The sequence below is a fragment of the Chitinophaga caeni genome, assembly GCF_002557795.1.
Lineage (GTDB): Bacteria > Bacteroidota > Bacteroidia > Chitinophagales > Chitinophagaceae > Chitinophaga > Chitinophaga caeni.
On the sequence record NZ_CP023777.1, the window covers coordinates 4,483,676 to 4,509,032 of the forward strand.

At 43.2% G+C, this 25,357-nt stretch carries 20 protein-coding genes; 4 read left to right on the top strand and 16 right to left on the bottom strand.

The window, feature by feature from the left end; translation table 11 throughout:
* The first annotated feature begins 203 nt into the window (after positions 1–203).
* Positions 204–2,069, top strand: a complete 1,866-nt coding sequence (locus COR50_RS18835) for a glycoside hydrolase family 2 protein (protein ID WP_232516210.1) — start codon at positions 204–206, stop codon at positions 2,067–2,069.
* Positions 2,070–2,161: 92 nt separating this feature from the next.
* Positions 2,162–2,638, top strand: a complete 477-nt coding sequence (locus tag COR50_RS18845; protein WP_232516211.1) for a VOC family protein — start codon at positions 2,162–2,164, stop codon at positions 2,636–2,638.
* An 8-nt stretch (positions 2,639–2,646) separates the two neighbouring features.
* Here COR50_RS18845 and COR50_RS22790 read toward each other — a convergent pair whose 3' ends face one another.
* A complete protein-coding gene (locus COR50_RS22790; protein ID WP_394336714.1) occupies positions 2,647–2,904 on the bottom strand; it encodes a c-type cytochrome in 258 nt (85 codons plus the stop codon).
* 120 nt (positions 2,905–3,024) lie between these two features.
* Positions 3,025–3,618, bottom strand: coding sequence for a dihydrofolate reductase family protein (locus COR50_RS18855; protein ID WP_098195431.1), 594 nt, complete (start codon positions 3,616–3,618; stop codon positions 3,025–3,027).
* A gap of 179 nt (positions 3,619–3,797) precedes the next feature.
* Between COR50_RS18855 and COR50_RS18860 the strand changes: the two genes are divergently transcribed.
* Positions 3,798–4,154, top strand: coding sequence for a bleomycin resistance protein (locus COR50_RS18860; protein WP_098195432.1), 357 nt, complete (start codon positions 3,798–3,800; stop codon positions 4,152–4,154).
* A gap of 82 nt (positions 4,155–4,236) precedes the next feature.
* Here COR50_RS18860 and COR50_RS18865 read toward each other — a convergent pair whose 3' ends face one another.
* From COR50_RS18865 to COR50_RS18930, 14 genes are all read right to left on the bottom strand, one after another.
* A complete protein-coding gene (locus COR50_RS18865) occupies positions 4,237–5,241 on the bottom strand; it encodes an aldo/keto reductase (protein WP_098195433.1) in 1,005 nt (334 codons plus the stop codon).
* 84 nt (positions 5,242–5,325) lie between these two features.
* The gene (locus COR50_RS18870; RefSeq protein WP_098195434.1) at positions 5,326–6,234 is read right to left on the bottom strand and encodes a helix-turn-helix domain-containing protein; all 909 of its coding nucleotides are present in this window, start codon (positions 6,232–6,234) and stop codon (positions 5,326–5,328) included.
* A 129-nt stretch (positions 6,235–6,363) separates the two neighbouring features.
* Positions 6,364–8,829, bottom strand: a complete 2,466-nt coding sequence (locus COR50_RS18875; RefSeq protein WP_198405702.1) for a zinc-dependent metalloprotease — start codon at positions 8,827–8,829, stop codon at positions 6,364–6,366.
* Between the two features lie 11 nt (positions 8,830–8,840).
* Positions 8,841–9,320 carry a hypothetical protein gene (locus COR50_RS18880; protein WP_157760999.1) on the bottom strand — a complete coding sequence of 160 codons (480 nt, stop codon included), beginning with the start codon at positions 9,318–9,320 and terminating at the stop codon, positions 8,841–8,843.
* 105 nt (positions 9,321–9,425) lie between these two features.
* On the bottom strand, positions 9,426–10,940 hold the full coding sequence (locus COR50_RS18885; protein ID WP_198405703.1) for a RagB/SusD family nutrient uptake outer membrane protein: 1,515 nt from the start codon (positions 10,938–10,940) through the stop codon (positions 9,426–9,428).
* Between the two features lie 20 nt (positions 10,941–10,960).
* Positions 10,961–14,392, bottom strand: a complete 3,432-nt coding sequence (locus COR50_RS18890) for a SusC/RagA family TonB-linked outer membrane protein (RefSeq protein ID WP_157761000.1) — start codon at positions 14,390–14,392, stop codon at positions 10,961–10,963.
* 195 nt (positions 14,393–14,587) lie between these two features.
* Positions 14,588–15,787, bottom strand: coding sequence for a FecR family protein (locus COR50_RS18895; RefSeq protein ID WP_098195439.1), 1,200 nt, complete (start codon positions 15,785–15,787; stop codon positions 14,588–14,590).
* 88 nt (positions 15,788–15,875) lie between these two features.
* Positions 15,876–16,478 (bottom strand): RNA polymerase sigma factor, encoded by a 603-nt coding sequence (locus COR50_RS18900; protein ID WP_157761001.1) that lies wholly within the window; start codon positions 16,476–16,478, stop codon positions 15,876–15,878.
* A gap of 813 nt (positions 16,479–17,291) precedes the next feature.
* The gene (locus tag COR50_RS18905) at positions 17,292–18,458 is read right to left on the bottom strand and encodes an SUMF1/EgtB/PvdO family nonheme iron enzyme (RefSeq protein WP_098195441.1); all 1,167 of its coding nucleotides are present in this window, start codon (positions 18,456–18,458) and stop codon (positions 17,292–17,294) included.
* 4 nt (positions 18,459–18,462) lie between these two features.
* Complete coding sequence (locus tag COR50_RS18910; protein ID WP_198405704.1) at positions 18,463–19,530, bottom strand: HAD family hydrolase; 1,068 nt, start codon at positions 19,528–19,530, stop codon at positions 18,463–18,465.
* 24 nt (positions 19,531–19,554) lie between these two features.
* On the bottom strand, positions 19,555–20,097 hold the full coding sequence (locus COR50_RS18915; protein WP_098195442.1) for a PepSY-like domain-containing protein: 543 nt from the start codon (positions 20,095–20,097) through the stop codon (positions 19,555–19,557).
* Between the two features lie 29 nt (positions 20,098–20,126).
* Complete coding sequence (locus tag COR50_RS18920; RefSeq protein WP_098195443.1) at positions 20,127–20,819, bottom strand: outer membrane beta-barrel protein; 693 nt, start codon at positions 20,817–20,819, stop codon at positions 20,127–20,129.
* Positions 20,820–20,829: 10 nt separating this feature from the next.
* Positions 20,830–22,002 carry a BamA/TamA family outer membrane protein gene (locus tag COR50_RS18925; protein WP_098195444.1) on the bottom strand — a complete coding sequence of 391 codons (1,173 nt, stop codon included), beginning with the start codon at positions 22,000–22,002 and terminating at the stop codon, positions 20,830–20,832.
* 13 nt (positions 22,003–22,015) lie between these two features.
* Positions 22,016–24,094: a hypothetical protein gene (locus COR50_RS18930; RefSeq protein WP_098195445.1), complete on the bottom strand. Its 2,079-nt coding sequence runs from the start codon at positions 24,092–24,094 to the stop codon at positions 22,016–22,018.
* Positions 24,095–24,732: 638 nt separating this feature from the next.
* On the opposite strand from COR50_RS18930, the gene COR50_RS18935 reads away from it, so the two are divergent.
* Entirely contained in the window at positions 24,733–25,356 is a 624-nt protein-coding gene (locus tag COR50_RS18935; RefSeq protein ID WP_157761002.1) for a DUF4136 domain-containing protein, read from the top strand.
* Position 25,357 lies beyond the last annotated feature (1 nt).

Here is a 25,357-nt window from a genome sequence, read left to right on the forward strand (position 1 = left end):
AACATCAACTATTTATATCCAGAGAACAAGTTCCCGCTAGTTAATAACGATCGCATCTTCAGTCATGAGCCCAAACTTTATTATTGATCTCATTAATCCAGGGATTTAATACTAAGCTTAGAATTAAAGTTACCAGGCATAAAAAATAGGCAAAAACCAGATTTTTTGCCTATTTTTTATGCCAAACTATAGACTTAATCCATATGAAGGCAGTAAGAATGATGAAACACACCTTAGTTATATTGGGCCTATGTTTGCCGATCGGCAATCTTTTCGCCCAGCAAGCAAAAAACTGGAAACCCAAAGGAGATAAGATCCAATCATCCTGGGTAACACAGGTTGATCCTAACAACCCACTTCCCGAATATCCCCGCCCGCAATTGGTAAGGGAAAATTGGCAGAACTTGAATGGCTTATGGGAATACGCGATTACTCCCGGTAAATTAAGCGCGCTCCCTGGGGGCTACGAAGGACAGCTATTAGTACCTTTCGCTGTCGAATCATCGCTTTCCGGTGTCGGGCGTACAGTTGGTAAAGACAGTTCCCTCTGGTATCGCAGGACGATTACGGTTGATAAAAAACTCCGAAAACAAAAAATACTGTTACATTTCGGCGCTGTCGACTGGCAATGCGAGGTGTATGTGAATGGTCAAAAAGCAGGTTCACACGAAGGTGGTTATGATCCGTTTTTCATTGATATTACCGCTTACTTGGCTAAAGGCGCAAAACAGGAAATAGTGGTCGGCGTATGGGATCCTACCAATGAAGGTCCACAGCCCAATGGCAAGCAGGTAGTCAATCCTAACGGGATATGGTATACGCCCGTTACAGGAATTTGGCAAACCGTATGGCTGGAAGCTGTTCCGCAAACTTATATCGTTGCAACAAAGCAAACACCGGATGTTGATCAAGGACGACTAATAGTTAAAACTACCGTGGAATCAGCTAAAGAAGGTGATCAATTACAGGTTTCTGCTTGGAAAGGACAGGAGAAAATTGCCGAGGAAACTGCTTCCGTAGGCGCTGACATATCCTTGGCCATCAACAATGCCGAACAATGGTCGCCCTCCAACCCCTTCCTTTACGATCTAAAGGTTTCAGTACTGCGCAAAGGTAAGGTGATCGACGAGGTATCTTCTTACTTTGCCATGCGTAAAATATCCATGGGTAAAGATGCAAAGGGCGTTCAGCGCATGTTGCTCAACAATAAATTTCTATTCCAGTATGGCCCCTTAGATCAAGGCTGGTGGCCCGACGGCTTATATACCGCACCAACTGACGACGCCTTGCGTTTTGATGTGGAAAAAACCAAGGAAATGGGTTTTAATATGATCCGTAAGCACATCAAGGTAGAACCGGCACGTTGGTATTATTACTGCGACAGTATCGGGATAATGGTATGGCAAGACATGCCAAGCGGCGACTTGGGCGGCAATCACTGGGATATGCGGCCGGGTATTACTTCTGGCAAACAGCATGACAAAAACCGGTCGGCAGCATCAGAAGCGATTTACCGCAAAGAATGGAAAGCCATCATGGATGCACTGCATAACTTTCCGAGCATCGTAGTATGGGTACCTTTCAATGAAGCCTGGGGACAATTTAAAACCGTGGAAATTACCGAATGGACGATGAAATATGATCCTTCCCGCCTCGTAAACAGCGCTAGCGGGGGCAACTTCTTCGCAACCGGGCATATTCTCGATATCCACAATTACCCGGATGCCGTGATGCCTAGACCAGGATTGTTTGGCAAAGATCGGATCGTGGTCTTGGGAGAATTCGGAGGACTAGGTTTGCCCTTAGAAGGACATACATGGCAAGAAAAAAACAACTGGGGTTACCAAAGTTTTAAAAATGCCGGCGAATTGAAAAAACGCTACAAGGGCCTGGTGAGCGATTTGGCAAGGCTCATTCCATTGGGACTTTCAGCCGCCGTTTACACGCAAACAACCGATGTTGAAGTTGAAACCAACGGTTTGATGACTTATGACAGGAAGATCGTGAAGATGCCGGAAGCTGAATTACACCAATGGCACCAACAGTTGTATCAAATCAAGGTTGATTAAACTTAAAAATTATTATAAAGGGGCTGAATGCCCCTTTTTGCTTTCCATCAACCAGATTCGAAATTTCCCGGTAGACATGTAAACCTTCTGCAATGAAAAAGATTATATCAATAACTTTGATACTTGCAACAACTTTTTGTCTCGGTTTCGCAACCAGGGCAATTACATCTAACAATAAAACCAATTATAACATGAAAAGAGTAACCGGCATCGGGGGCATTTTCTTCAAAAGTAAAGACCCTAAAAAGTTGACGGAATGGTATCAAAAACACCTTGGCCTAGAAACAAATCCATACGGTGCAACCTTTGAATGGTATGAAAATTCGGGCGATACGAAAAAAGCACAAACCCAATGGACGCCTTTTTCCGAGACCACGAAATATTTTGAACCTTCAACAAAAGAGTTCATGATAAATTACCGGGTTGAAAACTTGGATGCGCTCGTTGAAGAACTCAAAAAGGAAGGGGTTACCATCCTTGACGGCATTGAAACATATGACTATGGTAAGTTTGTGCATATCCTAGATGCCGAAGGAAACAAGATCGAGTTATGGGAGCCAATTGATTAATGTTAGTATCACTTTCCCCTCAAGCTCAAAAGATAAGCGGTTAATTCCGAAATTTCGGCTGCTGCTAATTGCGAGCTATAAGATGGCATTCCATTTTTGCCATTATTAATTGTATTTATTATTGTCAAACATTCCAATCGGCCGGTATGTAAATTAGCTGCATGGCCGATACCGGCAGTTCCCCGCTCGCCACAATTACTGAAAGGGCCAGGGATAAAGTTCTCCGCTTTATGGCAACAATATATAGGAATTTCTTTCGATGAAATTTATTCAGAATTGATGGATCAATAATTTCCCACCGGAAAGAGGATACAAGGTATCCCCTATTCCATCTAACAGCGCATTTCTGCGCCATTTTTCTGCCGATGAGATCAGTCCTTCAACTACTATAATTCCACAGTTCCGGTAACAAGTTCACCGGCACGTTTGTAGTTGATTATAATTACCCCGCTTGGCGTGATCGTGCTTTCAGTTACCTTAAACGTTCCCGGGAAGGTACCTTTGCCAAAAAGCTTTTTTCCTTGGCCCAGTGTAACAGGGTATATTTTAAGCCATAATTCGTCCGCTACATCATGTTCCAATAACAATTGAATAAGCTCAGAGCTTCCGTATACATGAAGATCGTGGCCACCTGTTTGTTTTAATTTTTTGATCTCGGCAATATCTTTCAAAAAGATGGAATTTTGCCAAGAGGATTGATCCCTCGAACCGGACAAAACGTATTTAGTGCCGCTATTGATCCCCGGCCAAAAGTCACCATGTTCCGGCCAATAGTTTTCAAAAATCTCAAATGTTTTCCGGCCTAATAAATAATCTGCCGGTTGCATTTGCTTTGCGAGTACTTTCCCGTATTCCTCGTCAAAAAACGGTACCGTCCAACCACCTAATTTGAAGCCCCCTGAAGTATCTTCTCCCGGGCCACCCGGCCCTTGCATGATTCCATCTAAAGAAATCATTGATAAAACGATAATTTTTCTCATGTTAATTTTCCTCCTGTTATAATATTATGCGTACTAGATATATTGACTGTACAAATCTCGCGAACATTCCTTGCATTTCTACTGTGCAATTGCGACAATAAAACGGCTGAATGCGAAATGCTAATAACCGTAGTAACCTGGTAAATTAATGAACACAATCCTTAACTTTATAATAAAACATGCTTACAGCCGTCAACCCTAAATTACCCATGCGGGATAAAGCCGCCACGAAAGATTTTTACATCAATAAACTGGGATTCCGACAGCTCGGAAGCGCGGATTACCCCGAATACTTGATGATTCAAAAAGAAGGAATTGAAATTCATTTTTTCGCGTTCAGCACCTTGGATCCGAAGGAAAACTATGGGCAAGTCTATATACGAACCGATCATATTGATGAATTGTACAATAATTTATTGGATCATAAAATAGCCATCCATCCTGCCGGGCATTTGCAAATAAAACCTTGGGGTCAAAAGGAATTTTCAATACTGGATCCGGATAATAATTTATTGACTTTTGGTCAAGCTGTTTAAAGCGAGCCGCTGGCATCAAAATAATAACGGGTAGATATCTTATGACATCTACCCGTTGATTAACGAAGATTTATTCTCCTGCTTAGTTATTGACTAATTTCATAGCGCCCTCGCTATAACGTTCACCGGTAAGGGGATAACGTTTCAACAACGCGTCGATCGCCTGGAGATCAGCGGTTTCCAATACTACATCAACAGCCCCGGCATTCTCTTCCAGGTACTTACGTTTTTTCGTTCCAGGGATCGGGATGATATCTTCCCCTTGGGCCAATACCCAGGCTAAAGCCAATTGTGCGGGCGTACATTGTTTATTGCCGGCCAATTCAGCAAATTCCTTTACCAGGCGGGCATTGTTATCCATATATTCCTGCTGGTAACGCGGCAATGTTCTCCTGAAGTCGGAGTCGGCCAATTTTCCAACATCCAATGCCCCGGTCACTAATCCCCGGGCCAGCGGAGAATACGGAACAAGACTGATGCCCAGCTCGCGCGTAGTGTTCAAGATGTCACCTTCCACGTCGCGAGTTAATAAAGAATATTCACTTTGCAATGCTGCGATCGGGTGTACCGCATATGCTTTCCGGAGAGACGCGGCCGATGCCTCGCTAAGACCTAAATAACGCACCTTACCCTCTTTTACAAGCTCAGCCATTGCACCGACGGTTTCTTCCACGGGGATGTTCGGGTCAACCCTATGGGCATAATAAAGATCGATCGTGTCAATCTTCAAACGTTTGAGACTTTGCTCCACGGCGGTACGCATCCATTTCGGGGAACCGTCGAAGTAAGTGCCTACCGCGCTGCTGGGTCCTGCCGCGAAGCCATCTTTATACCGGAAGCCGAACTTTGTCGCGATAAATACCTTGTCACGGTTCGGCACCAATACTTTGGAAATCAATTCTTCGTTGGCCCCATTAGCATACATATCCGCGGTATCCCAGAAATTGATTCCGAGGTCCAGCGCTTTTTCAAGTGTGGCTATGCTTTCTTTATCATCCGTAGGGCCGTAAGCGAAGCTCATGCCCATGCAGCCCAAGCCCAGGGCAGAGAGCTCCTCGTTTGTTTTTCCTAGTTTCCTGTATTTCATATCTTGTAATCTTTGTTTTGTTTTACAAAAGTAGATAGAACCGGGGCTTTGTATTTATAACGATCAAACAAAAAATTATAATATTCAAACACTTGATTTGCGGAGTTGGTTGGGAGATGCCCCGCTATGCTTTTTGAAGAAATTGGTAAAATAAGACGGGTATTCAAAACCGAGGCAGTAAGCTATTTCGGAGATCGACCAATCTGTATGGATCAGCAATGCGCTGGCTTCCTTGGTGATCCGGGCAGCGATATGTTCGGAGGTAGTTTTCCCTGTAGTTTCCCTAACGGAACGGTTTAAATGGTTTACATGCACGGAAAGAGAGCGGGCGAAATCTGCCGGGGTCTTCAACTGCAAAGTAAATGCCGGTGAGTCTACCGGGAATTGGCGCTCCAGCAACTCTTGGAATAATGCCGTTACGCGGACTGCGCCGTTCGCATAACTTCCGAATTCGGAAGCTGGATCTGACTTCAGCGTTTCGTGGATTAACAAATGTAAATAGCTGCGTAATACATCGTATTTATGTGCATAGGTAGATGAAATTTCGCGCATCATCTTCTGGTAAATAGCCGTAATCTCCAGGAGCTGCTCTTCATCCGGGAAAAATACCGGGTTGGCGCCAATCTTGAATAAAGGTGAATCATGCAAACTATTTACACGCTCGCTATGCTGGATAAACGCCTCGGTAAACAAGCAGTACCAGCCCCCTTGCTCTTCCGACTCCGCCTCCCAGGAATACGGCACCACCGGGTTCGAAAAAAGTACTGCGGGACGGTCGATATAAACCCATTTATCCGCATAAAAAATCTTCCCGGTACCGATGATTAACGAAACCTTGTAATAATCGCGCCGGCTATAAGGCGTTGCCACGGAGCAGGTATCACGGGAAAAGATATTAATATGACCGATCCCCGGATTATTTATCGGTATACAGGTAGGTGCATGGTTGGGCAACCTCTCGTAAAAATCAGCAACATGTTCCGTCATTTTCATACTACTAATTTATACAATTCAAACAGAACTACAGCATTATCTTTTATAGATCGGGGCTGATTATAACAAATACTGAAGGCCGCCCAAACTGCGGGGCGGCCTTTCAGATCGAGGGTTAATGGTTACTGGTTATTGATTTTCCTTAGCAGTTAACAAGTTGGAGATCCTGTTTTGGATATCTTCCAAGTGTATCTTGCTCATAGGGTCGGACGTATTCAGAATGGCGGATTTTATTTCTTTTTGTAAACTCATCATATCGGCACGTAGCAAGGAAGATGCATCCGTTTCACTAGCTTCGGGATCTTTGGATATAATTACAGCCATCAAGGCGCCTACATAAGTTTTTTGCAGGTTCCTGGCATAACTGTCAATCACGATATTATTACCTTTTAAATCCTTCCAGATAGATCGATGAATAGCTTGAATATAATCGTATAATGCAAGCGATTGATTTCCAAAACGGCGCCGGTTATTTGAAATAGTATTCAACCTCTTAATATCAAGCAAGCTGTTTAATCCGCGCGACTGGAGATCTGTCAATGAACTTTCATCTAAAGGATCAACGACCTTATTGCTCACCTTGGGATCTATTAACCATAAAGGAGTTGTGAATAATTGCTTGTTAAAGAAATCTACAGCCTCCAATTGCTTCCCGGCCGGAATCACTTCGAATACGCTTGATGTGTCGCCATCTGCCCTCAGGGTGCGGTGAAAGCCGCCGATGTTTTTCAACACGTGGCCAAGGTAGCGGTTATATTGATCCAACACGTTCTTATACGCTACTTGTAAGTTTTTTTCAACCCCACCTTCTACGTAAGTCCATTCCGGCAATTGCGGTAGTATGCGCTGCAAGTTTTTTATCCCGTAAGTACTCGCCTTCATCGCGTTATCGCCTAAATCTTCGGTAAGGTTGCGGGAATCGGATTTATACGTTTCCCCATCACCGAACCATAGCCTTGGATTGTTGGCCAAACGCTGCACGATCCATTTACTAACGATCTTCTTATCTTCATCCAGATTTTTTGCGAAAGAAGGTTTGTACCCCCATTCTATCGCCCATTTATCGTACTCCCCGATCCTTGGAAACAGGTATTTTTGCGGGATATGATCTTCCGGTTGCGCCACGTAATTAAAGCGGGCATAATCCATGATACTAGCCGTATGGCCGTGCGCCTTGAGGTAAGACAGGCTGCGCAGACTATCCACGGGAGTTTGCGAGCTGCTTCCGAAGTTGTGCCGCAACCCCAAGGTATGTCCCACCTCGTGACTGGAAACAAAGCGGATCAATTGCCCCATCAACGCTTCGCTGAATTGCGCGTGGCGGGCAGCGGGATCTGTAGCGGCAGCTTGCACCAGGTACCAATTGTGTAATAAAGTCATAACATTATGATACCAACCGATCCTGGTTTGAATGATCTCCCCGCTTCTCGGATCGCTGATATGCGGTCCGTAAGCATTGCTAACATCCGAAGGGAAATAATGCAATACGGAATAACGGGCATCATCTAGATGCATGGAGGTATCATCAACAGGCCATTCTTTGCCGTAGATCGCATTTTTGAACCCGGCATGTTCAAATGCTACTTGCCAATCATTAATACCCATGATCAAGTACTTGCGCCATTGCTTGGGAGTAGCCGGATCAATATAAATCACGATCGGTTTTTGCGGTTCTACCAGCTTTCCCCTTTTCCATTTACCGACATCTCCCGGTTTGGGTTCTAAGCGCCAACGAACAATTATGTTGCGTTTCTCTACTTGTTGCTGGTGATCTGCATACTCGTTATAACTTTCTGCGAAATAACCGACCCTTGGGTCGAACTGGCGCTGTGGCATCGGCACTTTAGGTAAGGCTACAAAGGAAACATGTGATACCAAGCTTACCGGTTCTGCCGGGGTGGATCCCTTGGCATTAAGCGTTTTTTCTATACTGATTTCAACGTTGATCGGGTAAGCATGAATCGAAGTAACCCTAGCGCTTTTAAGGGAACTGGCATTAATATCAGATGAGAGTTTACTTTTACTGATGTCATTGATAAAATTCTTATCCCCTAAAAAATCGGAAACATCGATTACGCTGGAAGAGGAATCATCGGAATACGCCTGGATCGGGAATCTTGCTACCACGGGATTGTAGTTCGATCGTTCCACCGCTTTGTAGATCACATCATTCGTGTCTGCACGGTTCAATAAAAGATTATACCTTAGTACAATTGTTGAATCTTCCCCTTTCTCAAACTGGATCACCTTCTCGTTCAACTCTTCTCCCGCGTACATTTTCAAGCCGGCGGGTGCTTTTTCTAGCCGGCTAATAGTCATGATATCACGTTTCAAGATAGAATCCGGGATTTCAAAATAAATGGTATCCTTATATTGATGCACGGTGAACAAGCCCTTCTTACTAAAAAAATTCTGATTTATGACCGATTCATAAGGTTTAATCTGATCTTTCGATCTAGAAGTCCTACGGGGTTTAACAACCGCCTTGGTTGAATCTTGTTTTTTGTCTGCACGTGTGCTGTCGCGCTCCTGGGCATTCGCATACCCGGCAACGAACAGCAATAATATTATAATAAGACTTTTCATTAATCGCATGTACATTCGTTTTAAAAGTTAGGGCCTGGGTATGAACAATTCAACCCGAGTTCGCCGGCATCTTGCCCGGCATTAAGAATATTTACTTCGCTACAACCGTTGGCAAATTCGAGAAAACGGGCTGCCCGCGACGCCGATTGGCTATCCCATATCAATTCAACCGGAATATTGAAATACCCTTCTTTTTGGAGCAGGTAATGCGCATACAATCTATCTCCACCTTCGGCTGCACGCAGGTCAATCGTAACCCCACCGCGATTTTCCTTGGCCCATTCTGCCAGGAAAGGAATCGCTATGGGCCTGTAAGTATTAATCAGGTTAATGGTAGCCGAATCATTTGCCGGATCGGCTAATTGAACTAAAAATTTCTTTTCATCTGCCGGGAGTTTTTTCCGGCCCGGCACAGATGGTAGTCCCGGCATGCACCCATTGAGCGCAACCAGCAATAGTAGCAAAGCCGGAATGCGGTTTATACATTGCTTTTTATTCATAATTGAAGTTTTAAAAATGGCAAAAGGATCACCATGGCAAGGGTAAAAAGCCTTTAACAAATGACTTTTACCCTTGCCCAACTGCATGGTTAATAATATATTTACTTAGTACCCCGGATTTTGTGTTAATCGCGGGTTATCCGAAATTTCTTCCTGCGGAACCGGTAATAACAACTGGGTAGATTCCCATGGTTTCTTGTAATCCAGGCTTCCTAAAACATCCGCCGATTTACCGGTACGTTTCAAGTCTAACCAACGGTGCCCGAACTCCGCGAACAATTCAATGCGCCTTTCATGTGCTACGGCGGCCAGTATATCTTCTTTTGAACTCACCGTAATATCATCTAAACCGGCACGGTTTCTAATCATGTTAATATCATCTGCAGCGCCCGTGGTATTATCCAGTTCAGCCCTGGCTTCGGCACGGATCAAGTATTGCTCTGCAAGACGCAATACCATATAATACTGTGTTAAAGGCTCACTACGTTCATTCATCCCATATTTATACTTATAGGCAAAGTATATGGTCTCACCGTTATAAGGTTCGTCATTAGGTGTTGGAATAGAATCCAGCCACTGTGTTTTACGCTTATCACCCGTTTCAAAAGCGGAAACTAAACTTGATGTTAAATAGTAATCCGGTGTATAGACTGAAACGATAGCATTAAAAAAGGAAATATCCTTAATCAAGCTTTGAAATACCGGGTTGGCTTCCGAGTATCTAAGGAAAGGTGATAAATTGATGCCGTCCCAGGTCGCGGAACGAGGCAGTACAGTAGCATTATCTTCGCTTTGTTGAAGTTGCCAAATGGCCTCGGTGCTGTTTTTAAGAAATACGCTGTCGGGTTCTGACGCTAAACTGTACAAAGCATTTCCAATAACTTTTGCCGATGCATTTTCCGCTTCCTGCCAATGCCCCAAGTAAAGGTGAACCCTTGCCAGCAAAGCCGTGGCCGCCCATTTATTAGGTAATACTCTTTCCCCGCCGGAAAAGCTGTAATCCCCCGTTAAATCGGCCGCCGCATCTTCTAAATCAGCTAAGATCTGTTGATAGATTACATCTACCGGCGACCGTTCTAAAACAGTGGTAACATTAAAGTCCGTGGTAAGCGCCAATGGTAAATCACCGAAATAGTTCACCAGGTAGAAATAGCTGAAAGCACGGACAAACTTTGCTTCCGCGATAGCCTGACGGCGAACCTGCTGGGTCACAGCCGGCGAAGTAGCGTTACCCACCCCTTCTATGATAGCATTCGCAGTATAGATCGCCTTATAAGCGGGTTGCCATATAACAGAAAAAGGAAGACCGTTAGTATAATCCACGGTATTCGTATAAAATTGGTAATCGTACGTATCGGTAGCGCCATTACGATTTACCAATTCATCTGCTGCCAAGCCACCATATAAAGTAAGGCTACCGTTACTAAAAATTTGGGCGCCATTATTCGTCATCAAATAGGAATAAAGTCCCGCCAATGCCGAGTTGATCGTTGCAGGATTATTAAAAACCTCTTCGGCGGTAATTACTTTCGTGGGAGGATCAATATCCACTAGCTTCGCACAACCACTAAAGGCTATGAGCAGCATCCCGCAGAATAATATTTTATATCGTTGGATCATATTCATTTATTATTTATCAATTAAAAAGAACAAGCGATACCTGCGGTAATGGTTCTCACCGGAGGCATACTTCCGAATGACGTAACATCGGGATCCATCCCTTTATAGTTCGTGATCGTAAATAAGTTCTGCGCGTTGAAATTGATTCGCATCGAGCTCATCTTAATCCTTTCAGCCAATTTTTTAGGTAAAGCATAAGAGAATGCTACTGTTTTTACCCTGATATAGCTGGCATCCGCATAGTTACCGTCAGATTGCGCAAACTGGGTGTATGATATATCATTAATTGCAGATAGTTTTGGCGCCAGGGCTTTTTGCCCGGGTTCTCTCCAGCGGTTTTCATAAGTCCACCTGGATATATTCTGTAGCTTACCCGGCTGGGATTCCAAACCACTTGCGGCCACTTTCTTTTGAAATTCCATGAAAACGGACAGTCGAAAGTTTTTATACGAGAACTGGTTTCCGAAGCCACCGGTAAAATCCGGTACTAATGAAATAGGCACATAACGATCATCTCCTTCCGTACCGGGCTTAACCCCTAACACCGTCTTTACTTCGCCATCTTTATCATGATCTTCATACTCATAAAACCCGGTTTCAGGATTTACGCCCAGGTAATGAAAAGTAAAGGCTAGGTTTAACGGCTGACCGATGACATAACGACTATAATATGGCGACTTTTCCAGGTCGGGATAAGCTAATAGTTTATTGTAGTTCTTGCTGATGTTAAAATTAGCGCTCCAGGAAAAATCCTTCCTGTTAATAATTTGGGCATTGATATATCCTTCCCACCCAGTATTTCGGACATCTGCGGGCGAGTTGGCCACCACGGAACTAAAACCGGTGTAATCAGGTGTCGGGAAACTTACAAGCTGGTTATTACTACGATTTTCATAATGCGAGATAGATATCTGGAGGGCGTCATCGAAAAAATTCAGATCTAAAGCTTGCTCCGTTTTACGGTTTACCTCCCAATGGTATTCGCTGTTGGCCTGTAGTTGCGATGATAAAGGAACGACACCATTATAAGGATATAATGACGGCGCCAAGTTACCCCATTGGGCAAGGAATTGGTAATCGCCTACGCCATCACTACCGGTAATACCATAACTGCCCCTGAGCTTAATAAAGCTGATTACATCCGGTAAGCGTTCTTTTAACCAAGGCTCTTCACTTAAAATCCAGGCACCGCCTACTCCCCAAAAATTACCGAAACGGTTCGAGGGACCGAAGCGGCTGCTTCCATCGCGCCTACCGGTTAAATTAATAATATACCTGGAGAGCCAATTCATACCGATTCTGGTAAAAGCGCCCGTATATTTATATTGCGCTGCATTATCGAATGTTTTGACCTCATTAGCGTTGGATATACTTCCAATCAAGGCATCATCGGCAAACCCGGTACCGGTTACCCGCATACTGGAGGTGTTATTTGTTTGCAAGGTACCGCCCAATAATACTGTCAGCGTACCTTTTCCAGCGATATTGTTATTTACATAATTTAACTGCGGTTCAATAATCCAATTTGAGTTTTTACTATCACTGAATGTCGCGGTCGCATCCTGCACTTCGGCAAAAAAAGGATTTTTTGAATACGCTGGATTTAATTGGGTGGGTGAGTTGAGTGTATTATTATAACCAAAATTAATCTTAGCTGATAAATTTTTGGTGATATTATATTGCATTTGCAAGCTGGCTTTCAATGCATTTTGCTTATTCTCATATTTCCTAAAAAGTCCGGAAAACGGGTAATTTACTCCCACATCCCATCCCGCGTAATTCGGTTTGCCCGTGCTGTCTAAAATTGCCGGGGCATTAGGCGGGAGGGCGCTTGCCGAGACGCCTGAACCAACATTAATGGTATTGACGTATGTATAAACATAGCTCCCAATCAAGTTAATACGGAAGCGCTTGTCCTTGCTGAAATTATTGAAGTTAAACGATACGGAAGCGTTCTGGTTGGCGCCACTTTTTACCGTGATATCCGAGCTACGGTTATAGGAGCCCGAGATACGGAAAGTACTGAGTTCCGTTCCACCTGATAATGCAACCTGCGCATTACTCCAAGTACCGGTATTCCCCCAAATATAATCCTGCCAATCAGTATAACGGGTCGTATCCCAAACAAGGAAATCAGCAGCATTTACGGTTGTATTGTTTGAGCTATTTACCAATCCGGGCGTGGCGCCGCTATTTTCAATCGCCTCTTTTCTCATCGCGATATAATCCTGCGTATTCAACATATCCCAACGGCGGGTAACTACTTTAACCCCTTGGGAGTAAGCGACATCTACTTTGGTTTTGCCGGGTTTTCCCTTTTTAGTTGTAATGAGGATGACACCATTGGCGCCGCGACTACCGTAAATAGCCGTAGCATCTGCATCTTTTAAAACTTCTATGGACTCAATATCGCTAGGGTTAATCCCGTACAAGGGATTTTGTCCACCGGCCGGCGACATGTTTGATTGATCAAAACCTTCAGAAGCCGAAAACGGCGACCTGAAAGCGCTAAGATCTAAAACTGTCAGGGGAACACCATCGATAATTACGAGGGGATCAGAAGTAAAAAATGGGTTCAAGGTATTCCTGCCTCGAATTTCGATTTTAACTGGACCATGCTCATAGCCTGATGATTGGGAGATGACCATACCCGGCACCCTACCTTGCAATGCGAGCAAGGGATTTTGAACCGGTTGCTTTTCTATCTCCTCCGCTTTCACCGACACGACGCTTCCGGTTGCGAACCTTTTGGTAGTGGTACCGTAACCGATCACCACGGATTCGTCCAGGCTATTGGCAGTTCTTTCTAACTCGATATTGAACAGGCTCGATTTGGAAACTGTAATTTCCTTGGAAACGAAGCCCAGGCTGCTAATTATAACAACCGATTTTTCCGGGATATCCCTTAGAGTATAAAGCCCGGTTTCATTAGTCACGGTACCGATTGGTTGGTTTTTGACCCTTACGGTAGCGCCGGGAATGGCTTCACCATCGATGGTTACCCTTCCGAAAACATTGACCAGGGTATCTTTTTCTTCCTTTTTTGAATCCTTATCCTCAACAATAGGTTTAGTGCTGAGAAATACCGTATTATCATCTATCCTATAAGCCAGGGGCTGGTTTACAAGTACCCGGTCCAGGAAAACTTTCAATTTAACATTCGACAAGTTTACAGTTACAGGTTTCGTATCGTTGTAGATTTTTCTCGGCGCCACGATAAACACGCCGGTTTGTTTATTGACCTGGTCCATGACAGATTTCAGGCTGGCATTCTTAACATTCAGTGAAATAGTTTTATTCGACTGGGCCGCGGCTGATTGCACTAACAGGAGAAGGATAAATAAGACTTTTGTACAGCGTGAAAACCACTGTAGAAAATGAATATTTGTTCCGTTGGCAGGAGATATTTTTGAAGCCCCCCTTCCACAGCAGCCATTTGCTGTTTTTTGCATAAATTGCAGAAATTTTGGTTGTTTAAAAATCATTCACAAGCGAGCTTTATCAGCCCAAATTTTTAACCGGGAGTGGCCAAACTTCCGGTTTCTTTTTTTTATAATTAAGACGTTATAACGCAATATAGTATCCCCAGCCACGGGGCTAGTGATCGCGGGTGCAATGGCAATGGATATTATAGGGTAATGCCCTATCTATGGCAAGATGGTCAGGCGGTTGCCTTCCAGGCGATAATTAATCTGCCATTCTTTTAGGGCTTTCAAAAATGATGAGAGTTTAACATTGCGACTCATTTCCCCGGTGAAATAGATATCCGGCACGTTACCATCTTCATAAACAACTTCTATATTATACCATCTCTCTACTTCTTTCATGACATCTTTTAAAGAAGCGCCTTCCAAGTTAAATGCGCCGTTTTTCCATGCTAATGCTTTTCGTATATCAGCATTATAGTTAATATTGATCCCGGACGATGATTGTAGTAACGGAACTTGCGCAGCTTGTCCCGGTTTCAGAACAAACCGTTTGTTGGCTGATGATTGTAATTTTGATGCCCGTTGAATAGCCACGGCCCCGGTTATCAAGGTTGTATTTATAGAGCCGTTATCCCCGTATGCATTTATATTAAAACTGGTGCCTAAAACATCAACAGTAACCTTGTTATTAATATTTACCCTGAAGGGCATTTTGCTATTCTTTGCCACCTCGAAATAAGCTTCTCCGCTCAGCACTACCAACCTCTGATTTCCATTGAACGAGGTAGGATATTTTATAGAACTGGCAGCGTTTAACCATACCTTGGAACCATCCGGTAATTGCAAGGAAAATTGCCTTCCTTTCGGAGTATTTACCATGTTATAACTTATTGCGTTTTCGGTATTCGCTGTAGGATTATAAGATAATTGTCCACTATCTAAAACCACATTTACCCCATTTTGAGCAGCAAGGATACCTTTTTTCGCACTATCTAAAACAATCTCGCTTCCATCGGACAAAGTAAGGATGGCGCCTTGATGCGCCGGGTCGATATCAGTTACAGGCACGGCACGGGCTATTGGTTGAATAGGTTGTTTCTGTTGAAGCCAATTATAATACAAGCCGCCGAGAGCCAGTAAAGCAATGACTGCTGCCGCTTTCCAATAACGGGGTAAAAGCTTGCGCAACTTTCCGCCGCTAGATTGTTTTTCCGCGGCGAGGATCGCTTCGAGAATTGCTTGAGCTTTACCTGCGGACATATCAACTGTCGATTCAACTTCTGAAAAAGACCGCACTAAAAGCGCCCTAGCTTCCTCTGCATGCTCAGCTTCCGCCATCCAGCTCCGCAAAAAGTACATCTCGCTTTCCGTGGCGGTGCCATTCAATGCTTTTTGATATATTTCTCTAACGCTGTCCATATTAATCGTCCCAATTTAGCCAATTGGGAAGCTACTTTATATAATGACAATTCTCGAGGATCGATTTGGGGGGGATGTAAAAAAAAATTTATGAAAATAATATTAAGCAGCATAAAATCGCGATGATTTCCCCATCGGTTTGTGCCATGCAATAAGCCCTGATGCTCTTCATAGCTTGATCCAGGTGATACTTTACCGTTTCCGGGGATATTTTTAACAATGCGGCGGCTTCATCGCGTTTATAGCCTTGCTGCTTGATCAACTCATATGTTTCCTTTTGCCTGGCGGGCAGCCGCATAATAGCTGCATTCAAGATATTCCGGAACTTGCTCTCATCTTCTTCGATACCATGGTAATGCTCTCCATCATGAATATTCGCCAACCATTCTTGGATCGTTCGTTGGTGTAACCGTTCTTTTTTAATGGCATTCAAGGTTAGGTTTGCCGCGACCCTGTATAGCCAGCCTTGAAAATTTTCAATCCCCGTGAGCGTGTTTTTATTCAGCCATACTTTTAGAAAGGTATCTTGAACAATCTCTTCCGCAAGCATTTCCTCACCGGTCATCCTAAGGCTGCTCGTATAAACAAAGGGCCTGTAATGGTCAAATAACTGTGAAAATGCTTGTACATCACCCGTGGCCACTAAGGCCAGCAATTCCTGCTCATTCGGCGCTGTTCGATTTCCTGGCATTGGCATTAATACATCTCTTTAATTACGTATATCGGGCTACAATATTACCCAAAATACGGTTAAGAGTCAATCTTTACCTTAATAGGCGGCTAAATGATCCGGTTGCGTATATTTTTATTTATATATTTAAACATTATTGTCCAACTCAATTTTAACCGTGGAGCACTTTTGATCCCTCAATAGTTCGATTCAATATTCATCTGCTCGTTTCTTGTGCTTTTTTGCTTGCCCAAAAAAGGTACCGAAAAAAGGCACAAATTGGCCATTACGGCCCCCAATTTGATCGCTCGATCCGGCTTTTGTACTACTGTATCGCCCAGCTTCCATTCCTTATCAACGGTGCGAAGTTCCACGGTTTTCTTGGCGGGGCTGAATAGATCCCCCTTCGCTTTTATTCTTGACTAGGTAAGGAATCCAAGTAAATTGGATGCATTTTTAGTCGGACAACAATGATATTTTTATACTAAATCTATTTGTTAAACGCTATTTTATTTGACCGGATAAAGTTTTAGAACTCTTGTGTTTGGAAGTTCGAACTAGCAAGTCCAAAAACCAAGTTCTGAACATCGATGCTATTTAAAATAAAACCCTCCTCGTAAAAACGAAGAGGGGACGATCAACTCTAATGCGAAATATCAATTATTACTCCAATTGTTATGAGGATCTTTATATAGATAAAGTGATAAATAAGTTTAAAAGAACCCAGGATAATTAATTATCCCGGGGTATCATCCCTAATTCCTATTTACTCATTATGAAATGTATTATTTAACCCGGGTTAGTAAGCATTTCAAAGAGTGCCCGAATATTTTTTTATTGATTACTTGCTAGTTGTGTTTGCGAGGCACTATTATCATCCTTTACGCAACGGAACCCTATGTTAGAAGAACCGGAATCATAAGATGTTCCCCTCCTTGCGCTTGGCCTGTAATTCACGCAATAATTATCAGCACATAAAAATGATCCTCCTTTCGTAACACGTTCTTTCGCGTAAGGGTCGTCAGGATTGAAAGAGTGAGCAGGACCTTTCGGATTGCTATAAATTGTTCCGTTGTTCAATTTTTTATAACTGTTATAATCATACCAATCCGCTGTCCATTCCCAAACATTGCCGATCATATCAAATAAACCGTAATTATTATTAGGAAAACTCATTACGGGAGCCGTTCCGTCAAACCCATCGAGGTCTTCATTCCCGTAAGGAAATGATCCTTGGAAGGTATTCGCATAATATTTACCCGAGGGCAAAAATTCATCCCCCCAAGCGTAACGTTTAGATTTAAGTCCACCCCTGGCTGCATATTCCCATTCTGCTTCAGTCGGCAGCCTTTTGCCTGCCCATTTGCAATATGCCTCTGCATCTTCCCACGAAACCTGTACCACCGGGTGATCCCATCGTCCTTCGAGGTTAGATCGAGGGCCCTCGGGATGTTGCCAGTTTGCGCCGCGTACCCATTTCCACCATTGCGAGATATCATCTTGACCCACTTTATGATCCGGCGCCATGAAAACGAGCGAGCCGGGTTGCAGTTCTTCATCGCTGGGTTTCGGTGTGCCGGGTGGAAGCATCTTCTTTAGTTCTTCCCAATCCGGCATTCTTTCTGCTACCGTGAGGTAACCCGTTTCATCCACAAATTTTTTAAACTGGCGGTTTGTTACTTCCGTTTTATCCATCCAGAAAGCATCGACCCTAACTTTATGAGATGGCCTTTCCTGTTCATAGGCTTCCATTTCGTTAGTACCCATTTCGAATGCACCCGCCGGAATATAAACCATGCCATCCAGCCCGGTTCCGGTTCCTGAAACTTTTACTTCGGTATGCATTCTTGCTGCGAACGTTCTCGGTGGAATGGCGCAGCACATCGTGCTATCTTTATAAATAGCCGCCGCTGCTTGTTGCTCCTTTGTTGGCCCTGTTTGGCAACTGGCTAATATAGCGGCGCTGCACGCGATGCCCAATATCTTTAAATTATACTTCATACTATCAAGGTTTATATACAACTTTCCAATCTTTCTGCATATCCATTAAGTACCATTGATGTTCTTTAGCCCAATCCAATGCTTTATCTAACCGACCGATCTTCGATTCACGGTCGTAGGCAAACTCACGGGTACTGTCGGTATGATGCACGATCATCATTAAACTTTTATACTTGGGATTGGAAGCAGTCCATTGCAACATCGGCAAATCGCCGTCCGAATTACCGAATGCGGCTACCGGCTTTCGGCCGATGATCCTGTCGATCGACATCGGTTTGCCGACACCATCATCATTAAATTCGACGGCAGGTAATCTCATCAGTACGGGTTCATCTCCTTGCCATTGAAATTCGAGTTTTAGGTTACTGCCAATCACGCGGTCCCTCGGTATTCCATAAGCCTCCGTTACCCATGGCCGCATGAATGCTGTTTCTCCACCCGAAACGATGTACACGGTATAATCGTGATCCTGTAAGAAACGGATCAGCTCAATCATCGGGAGAAATACCAAGTCTTTATATTTCTTTTTCTCCAGGGGATGCACGGCGGTATCGATCCATTTCGTTACCATGTTTTCAAATTCGGTACTGGTCATACCTGAATGGCTCGTACCCAGTATTTTCATCAAACCTTTTTCACCTTGCGCCATCAAGGACTTTAAATCGTGGTTGATCACGGATTTGTATGGTTCTGTTTTACTCCAAGCAGGATGCGTGGCAGCCATCCCGCGAACCTGGTCCATTGCGAAGAAAAATTGGAAGTACACCGGTTGCTCCGACCATAATGTACCGTCATTATCAAATACGGCGACACGGTCTTCAACCGTTATAAAATTTTCACCGGAACTATCAATAGATTCCGTTACAAAGTTTAATATATTAGTCTTAAGCGGTCCTTCATTCCACGATGGTAAAGGATCGATATTTGTTGTACCAGTGATAGTCCCGGCAGTACTATCCGGTTGCTTTTTCACATCCATGCACGACGACATGAAAAACAGCAACACAAGGAAAAGCACGCCGGGAGTTTTCCAATAATAATGGCTATATTGAAAATAGATGAAACGCGTCATGGTAAAATCAATTTATTAAGTGCATTATTTTTCTTTAACAAAATTCCCATCCGTATCAAACAGTAACCTTTTCTTCTCTTTTCCTTTTACTACCAAAATCTCCCATTCTGCATTGATGGCATTCGGTTCGATGAGGCGTTTAACCTTATCGCTCTTTACATGGTAAGATTTATAATTGTTATAAACATAATCGCCAATCTTTTTAGGCATCTTAACATTCTTTGCTACTTCATTGGCGCGGACCAAGTTACCCTCCGCGTCATACAAGGCTTCGAGGTGCATATTTGTACCGGTGAGGTAAAGTTTGTAAAACTGCTCTGATCCATCGGGATGCTCCAATTCATCGATCTGCCAATCCTCCTTGTAAACATTTAGTGGAATTTTTACTATTTGCTTCAGGTTAGCATTGGGGTATTTCTTTTTATAAGCATCGATCACTTCGGGCGGTAATTGGTCGCTCTTAATTCTCTCAGCTTTCAACATGGTCTTGGAATCTTGTGCCATGGTATAATCCGTGGCAAATAAGAGTATAAAAGCAATTTGAAGAATGAATTTTAGAGATTTCATAATACTAGATTTTAATTTATAAAAATGGATCACTTTTGACCGATGGGTATTCCTACCCCTAACAACACCTGCCGCTGGTATGCGGTCTTGGCTTTATCCTTATAAAAGTTTGTCAACCCCAGGTTAAAGCCTGCATTAATTCTAATTCCCTTCCCTTTCATTAATACATATTGCATATCGAATGATAGTCCTACATCTACCAGGTGGGTATCACTTTTGCTATTGTATGTATATGACTGGTCTACCTTATCATCATGGATAGTATATACATCTTTAGATTTTATCCTTGCCGCAAAGTATGGTCCCAGGGCCAGCCCCCATGATGGGTTCCATTTATAGCGGATCAATGGAGCGAAGGACAGGTATGTTTGCAAACGGTTAAATTCCTCCCCGTGGAAGATGGAATCGGTAGGAACAGTAAATGAGTCACCGTACCCTAACTTCTTTCCACCTTTCGGTGATTTCATCACGATATCGATCGCGATTTCCCAGTTCTCCTTCCATGCATAAGTGGTATATGCACCGATTGCGAATCCGATCCTGGGGGTTTGCCCCGGTGCATTGGCAATCCAAGATGTTGAAGCGCCCAGGTAAATACCGACATGTATTTTATCGTTTTTCACCTTGTTGCCAAGCAGTAGGGCAATTAAAGCTTGTCCTTTAGACTCGGAACAGAAGATCGAAGCAACGATCAACAGTAAGCCATATTTCCACTTTATCATTAACAGTAAATTATTTTAACCATGCGCTACCAAATTGTATATAAAACCCCCATTGTTCCGGCCCTTTCGCAATATCGGCTCCCATGTATAATTTAAATTTCCTCGCTAGCAAATACCTAAAACCCGTGCCGTAATTATATTCCCAACCGGCATCTCCAAATTCATCGTACGCATCGAAGGCTTTACCGGCGCCGGTGAAGAAAACTGCGCTCCAACGATGTGTTACATTCCATCGTTGTTCCGTCTCCACCAAGATGTTCGTGTTCCCTTGGTAGCGCCCCCTGGGGATGCCTCTTAAATCCAATCCCGGTTTAAAATAAAACGGGATATCACCGAAAACCTGTTGCATGTCGAAGCGGAAACCGCAGACCCACTTTTCCTGGTTACCCAGGGGAAGATATGCGTACATATATCCATTTAAATGGGTATAATCGAAATCACTGCCAAAGAACTCCTGCGAAAAATTTGCGTCAAAATGAGCCTTGATACCACTATTGGGCGTAAAAACATTATCACGCTTATCATATTCAATCAAGATACCGGGGATACTGCTGGTATTGTCCAGTTCTTTCGGCTTAAACAATGAATCCGGCAATATTGACTGCTCTAACTTCGCTTTTGTTTTTACAAATAAATATTGCATCCCCATGTACCAGTTAGACAGTCCCACCTGCTTTTGTAATCTAAGGAAGGCGGGGATTGACCTTATATTGGCCCCATATTTAACCTCCCCTTTAACCGGTATGGTTTTATAAAAATTTAAATTCATATTTAAATACCCGGCAAATACCTTGTAACGTAACTTCCACTTTATAATCGTGCTGCTCCTTCCCGCCCCTACACCCCAGCTTTTACTATCTGTATAAAAGCCAAATGCGCCCGTAATATCCGGCGGTATCCTGGCTATATTCTCATGCTCCAAAACTGATAGAGGTTGTGTTCTTTTTTTCATAAATACCGGGGCTATGGCCGCGCCAAAACCGATAGCCGGTTCAGTAATGATATAAGGTACAGGAACAAACCCTTTTGCATTGATTATCCAATCACTTAAATCGATCGCGTTATCCAAAGAATCTTTTATGCTGAATTTCCATTCTTGCCGGCCTAATGAATCTTGTCCCTTGACATCAAAAAATATCAACCAACAAGAAAAAAAACAAAAGAACAACTTTGATCTAGCCATCAGTACCAATTAATTACCTTCTCCTAAATCCGCCACCACGGTTCATCCCCCCTCTATTACCTTGAAACCTTTGGAAGTTTTGCGCCTGCTGTCGCCCTCTTTGCCTTTCATTAAACTGGCGATCCAGCTGTTGCCTGTTCATATTTCCACCGGGTGCATTCCATTGGTTGTTTTGCCTTTGCTGCCATTGACCATTTTCAGTACGTTTATAAATATTGCCCCTTTGATCAACATGAATATCATCGCGTATCCCTTGGCCAGCCCTATTGCTAATGCCCTGGCGGTCTGCACGATTTACCACACCCGTATTCCTGCCGGGGCCCACACGGTTATTACGGCTGATTACATCATTTCTATTATTATAAATATTGCCGCTGCGGTTATTCAATACGTTGTTATTAAAATTGTTGATCCGAACATTATTGACCACTACCGGCCTGGGCCCATAAACATGTGAATACGGGTAACAGAACGGTGGACGATAAACCGGTGGCCCCCACCAGCCGCCACCGAAATTGTAGCCGAAGCCAAAATGGAAAAACCCGACGCTCACGCCGAAGCCCATACTCCAGCCGGTCCAAGGATTATACGACATCCCGAAGCCCCAAGTCACCGGGCGGGGGTAATAAGCCCCGCCATACCAAGGAGAATAAGGATATCCCGTACCGAATACTACGGTTGGCCCCGCTATGTAGCAACCCGTATAACCGGGAGTATAGCCCATGTATACTACGCTTGGAGTTACATCGTATATATAAACATACTTCGTATTATATACCGGTACACTCGGCGGAATTTTATCAACATCAGTTGGACGGGAAGTGGCAACTTGCCAAGGCCCTTTAGCACTATTCGACACAAACCAGACACCATCGTCTACGGCATAAAAACTCCCGCCCTCTTTCAAAACAGTAGAAGCGGTATTGACAGCATAAGACAAGTCCGTTCCATCTATCGAAACAAATTTTGGTTCACCGTTGTAGCTAACACTCGTAGAAGCTTTATCCCTCTCAACCTTCGCAGTTTGCGGCACCTGTGCATCCAGTACTGCTTCCTTCGCCGCTTCCGTGCCCGGAACGCTGGCCAATACGATATCTTTAGCACTACCTTCCGGAATTTGAGCGAAGGAGCGCGGCAAAGAACCGGGATCAACATATACCCAATTTCCATGCAGCTCCTTTGATTTATACCAGCGTCCACTCAACAAGACATAATAATCTTGCGAAGCGATATCCATAAAAATATTATCATTGGAATTAGACATATATAACAGGTTCGCTACTGTTACCGGCGCAAAACTGGGCTTACCGCTAGACTGGATTAACTCTGCCGGGACCAGGCTTACTACGATCTTGGGTAGCGAATCGAGGGGGATGGGTGATATTTTGTTGCCGCCGGTATTTAATTCGTGTTCAATTTTACTGACAGGTTTCGGGGGATGATTATCGTACGTCCAACCTGAAGTTACGGAGCTGGATTGAAACCACCTTCCCCCTACATACAAGTAATGCTTCTTTTTCCAATTCACCATGAAATAAGGACTATTAACTAGTTTATCCAGTCCTAATTTTTCATCGCGCTCAAATTTAGGATCACCATCGATGAATACAAGCAGGGAAGTATTTTCTTCAAAAATAATTTTCGGGGGATCATTTTTATAAGTATCGGCCGAGTAATTACCCGAAGGATCTAATTCGGCCAATAATTTATCCAGTGCAACCTCGTAATTATGTTTCGGCAATTCCGTTTCAAGCAAATGTTTGAACTCATCCATCCTGCTCGTATCAACACCATCGGGAAACTTCACTTGGCCAATGGTTAACGATTCCAAGGTCACCATGCGGCTATCCCTATCCGTGCTCATCATCGCATTGATCCAAATTGCCCCAAATACGGGATCTTTTCCTTGCAAATTAATCGATACCGCGGCTATAGCAGATAGCAAATTATTTTTGAATGATTGGGGTTCGGGTTGGTAGATTACGATATTACCGTTTTTTATGGCGATCGTACAAGGCCACTCCTCTCCTTTTACGAGGAAAGGCAATAGAATTAATAAAGAGATAGAAAGGAATATTCTATAACATCTCATTTTGAGTACATTTTCTTGGTGGAACCCAATTTGATGTATAGAATTTGTTATGCGAAGGAATGATTACATATATAAACGTAAAACGATCACAAAGGTTTAATAAAAATTTCCAAGTCGGCGGTAACATTTATAAAACCCAGTATACCATATTAGTAATCAATCATTTGATCAGTAAAATCTATTAAATCACCCTATCTTAATAAACTGCCCAACCGAGATCTTCATATATCTTTAATTTAAAAAAGGTTCTATTATTATTAAATTTACCATTCTAAACAGCGTATAAAAAAAATTTAATTGACATTTCAACCTTTATCATAAAACGAATGTTTATATATAAATCCATTTTTTTTCAATCCTTTTAAACCTTTTCTAAAAAATGCTTGTTATATAATCCAAACACTGAAAAATACACTGATTAATACGAATCGTTAGCACTTGAACAGTTAGAACAAACCATGATTGTAAAGTAGAAATCCTGTATCTTATTCAATTGACCAGAAATCAATAAGTAAGTCGATTTTTTTCTAAGCATAGCACAATTTATCATCATCCATTAGGCTGTCATAATTAAAATGGCAGTTAGTCGTGATTATTGCCACAACACTGCAATTGACTATAACGATAAAAAAGATGCTATGAAAAGATTCTCCGCTTTGCTATTGCTATCCGTAGCACTAATGACCGCTTGCCGGAAAGAACCTGATCTTTCCGACCTTTCTTTAAACTTCGTGGTACAGACAGACCGTGACCCCGGAGCGCAGTTTAACAGCTATAGTACATTCTATATTTCTGATACTATTGCATACTTATCTGCAAACAAAAATGATTCAATCCTAGTTGATGAGAATGCGAAGACCTTGGTGGCAACGATCAAGAGCAACATGGAAGCCAGAGGCTACACATTCGTAGAGAGGGATGAAGATCCAGACCTCGGCATCAACACCATCGCGATCAAAGACATTACGGTGGGCATCGTTTACCCAGGTTATTGGTGGGGTTATCCGGGTTATTGGGATCCTTGGTACTGGGGTTGGTATTATCCTTATTATTACCCCTGGGCTACTGCTTATTCAGTTACAACGGGCAGTGTGATCGTAGAATTGATAGACCTTAAAAATGCGGACGAAAACCAGAAGCTAAATGTTGCCTGGACCGCAAATCTTAACGGGGCACTTGGTTCTACTTCAACTAACGTGCAATTGGCAGTAGATGGTATAAACCAAGCCTTCACACAATCTCCTTACTTATCAGCCCAGTAAT

What these genes read in the sequence shown, in the direction of transcription:
- COR50_RS18835 (WP_232516210.1), top strand. Translation starts at nt 204, where the DNA reads ATGAAGGCAGTAAGAATGATGAAACACACCTTAGTTATATTGGGCCTA.
- COR50_RS18845 (WP_232516211.1), top strand. Translation starts at nt 2,162, where the DNA reads ATGAAAAAGATTATATCAATAACTTTGATACTTGCAACAACTTTTTGT.
- COR50_RS18855 (WP_098195431.1), bottom strand. Translation starts at nt 3,618, where the DNA reads ATGAGAAAAATTATCGTTTTATCAATGATTTCTTTAGATGGAATCATG.
- COR50_RS18860 (WP_098195432.1), top strand. Translation starts at nt 3,798, where the DNA reads ATGCTTACAGCCGTCAACCCTAAATTACCCATGCGGGATAAAGCCGCC.
- COR50_RS18865 (WP_098195433.1), bottom strand. Translation starts at nt 5,241, where the DNA reads ATGAAATACAGGAAACTAGGAAAAACAAACGAGGAGCTCTCTGCCCTG.
- COR50_RS18870 (WP_098195434.1), bottom strand. Translation starts at nt 6,234, where the DNA reads ATGAAAATGACGGAACATGTTGCTGATTTTTACGAGAGGTTGCCCAAC.
- COR50_RS18875 (WP_198405702.1), bottom strand. Translation starts at nt 8,829, where the DNA reads ATGCGATTAATGAAAAGTCTTATTATAATATTATTGCTGTTCGTTGCC.
- COR50_RS18880 (WP_157760999.1), bottom strand. Translation starts at nt 9,320, where the DNA reads ATGAATAAAAAGCAATGTATAAACCGCATTCCGGCTTTGCTACTATTG.
- COR50_RS18885 (WP_198405703.1), bottom strand. Translation starts at nt 10,940, where the DNA reads ATGATCCAACGATATAAAATATTATTCTGCGGGATGCTGCTCATAGCC.
- COR50_RS18890 (WP_157761000.1), bottom strand. Translation starts at nt 14,392, where the DNA reads ATGCAAAAAACAGCAAATGGCTGCTGTGGAAGGGGGGCTTCAAAAATA.
- COR50_RS18895 (WP_098195439.1), bottom strand. Translation starts at nt 15,787, where the DNA reads ATGGACAGCGTTAGAGAAATATATCAAAAAGCATTGAATGGCACCGCC.
- COR50_RS18900 (WP_157761001.1), bottom strand. Translation starts at nt 16,478, where the DNA reads ATGCCAGGAAATCGAACAGCGCCGAATGAGCAGGAATTGCTGGCCTTA.
- COR50_RS18905 (WP_098195441.1), bottom strand. Translation starts at nt 18,458, where the DNA reads ATGAAGTATAATTTAAAGATATTGGGCATCGCGTGCAGCGCCGCTATA.
- COR50_RS18910 (WP_198405704.1), bottom strand. Translation starts at nt 19,530, where the DNA reads ATGACGCGTTTCATCTATTTTCAATATAGCCATTATTATTGGAAAACT.
- COR50_RS18915 (WP_098195442.1), bottom strand. Translation starts at nt 20,097, where the DNA reads ATGAAATCTCTAAAATTCATTCTTCAAATTGCTTTTATACTCTTATTT.
- COR50_RS18920 (WP_098195443.1), bottom strand. Translation starts at nt 20,819, where the DNA reads ATGATAAAGTGGAAATATGGCTTACTGTTGATCGTTGCTTCGATCTTC.
- COR50_RS18925 (WP_098195444.1), bottom strand. Translation starts at nt 22,002, where the DNA reads ATGGCTAGATCAAAGTTGTTCTTTTGTTTTTTTTCTTGTTGGTTGATA.
- COR50_RS18930 (WP_098195445.1), bottom strand. Translation starts at nt 24,094, where the DNA reads ATGAGATGTTATAGAATATTCCTTTCTATCTCTTTATTAATTCTATTG.
- COR50_RS18935 (WP_157761002.1), top strand. Translation starts at nt 24,733, where the DNA reads ATGAAAAGATTCTCCGCTTTGCTATTGCTATCCGTAGCACTAATGACC.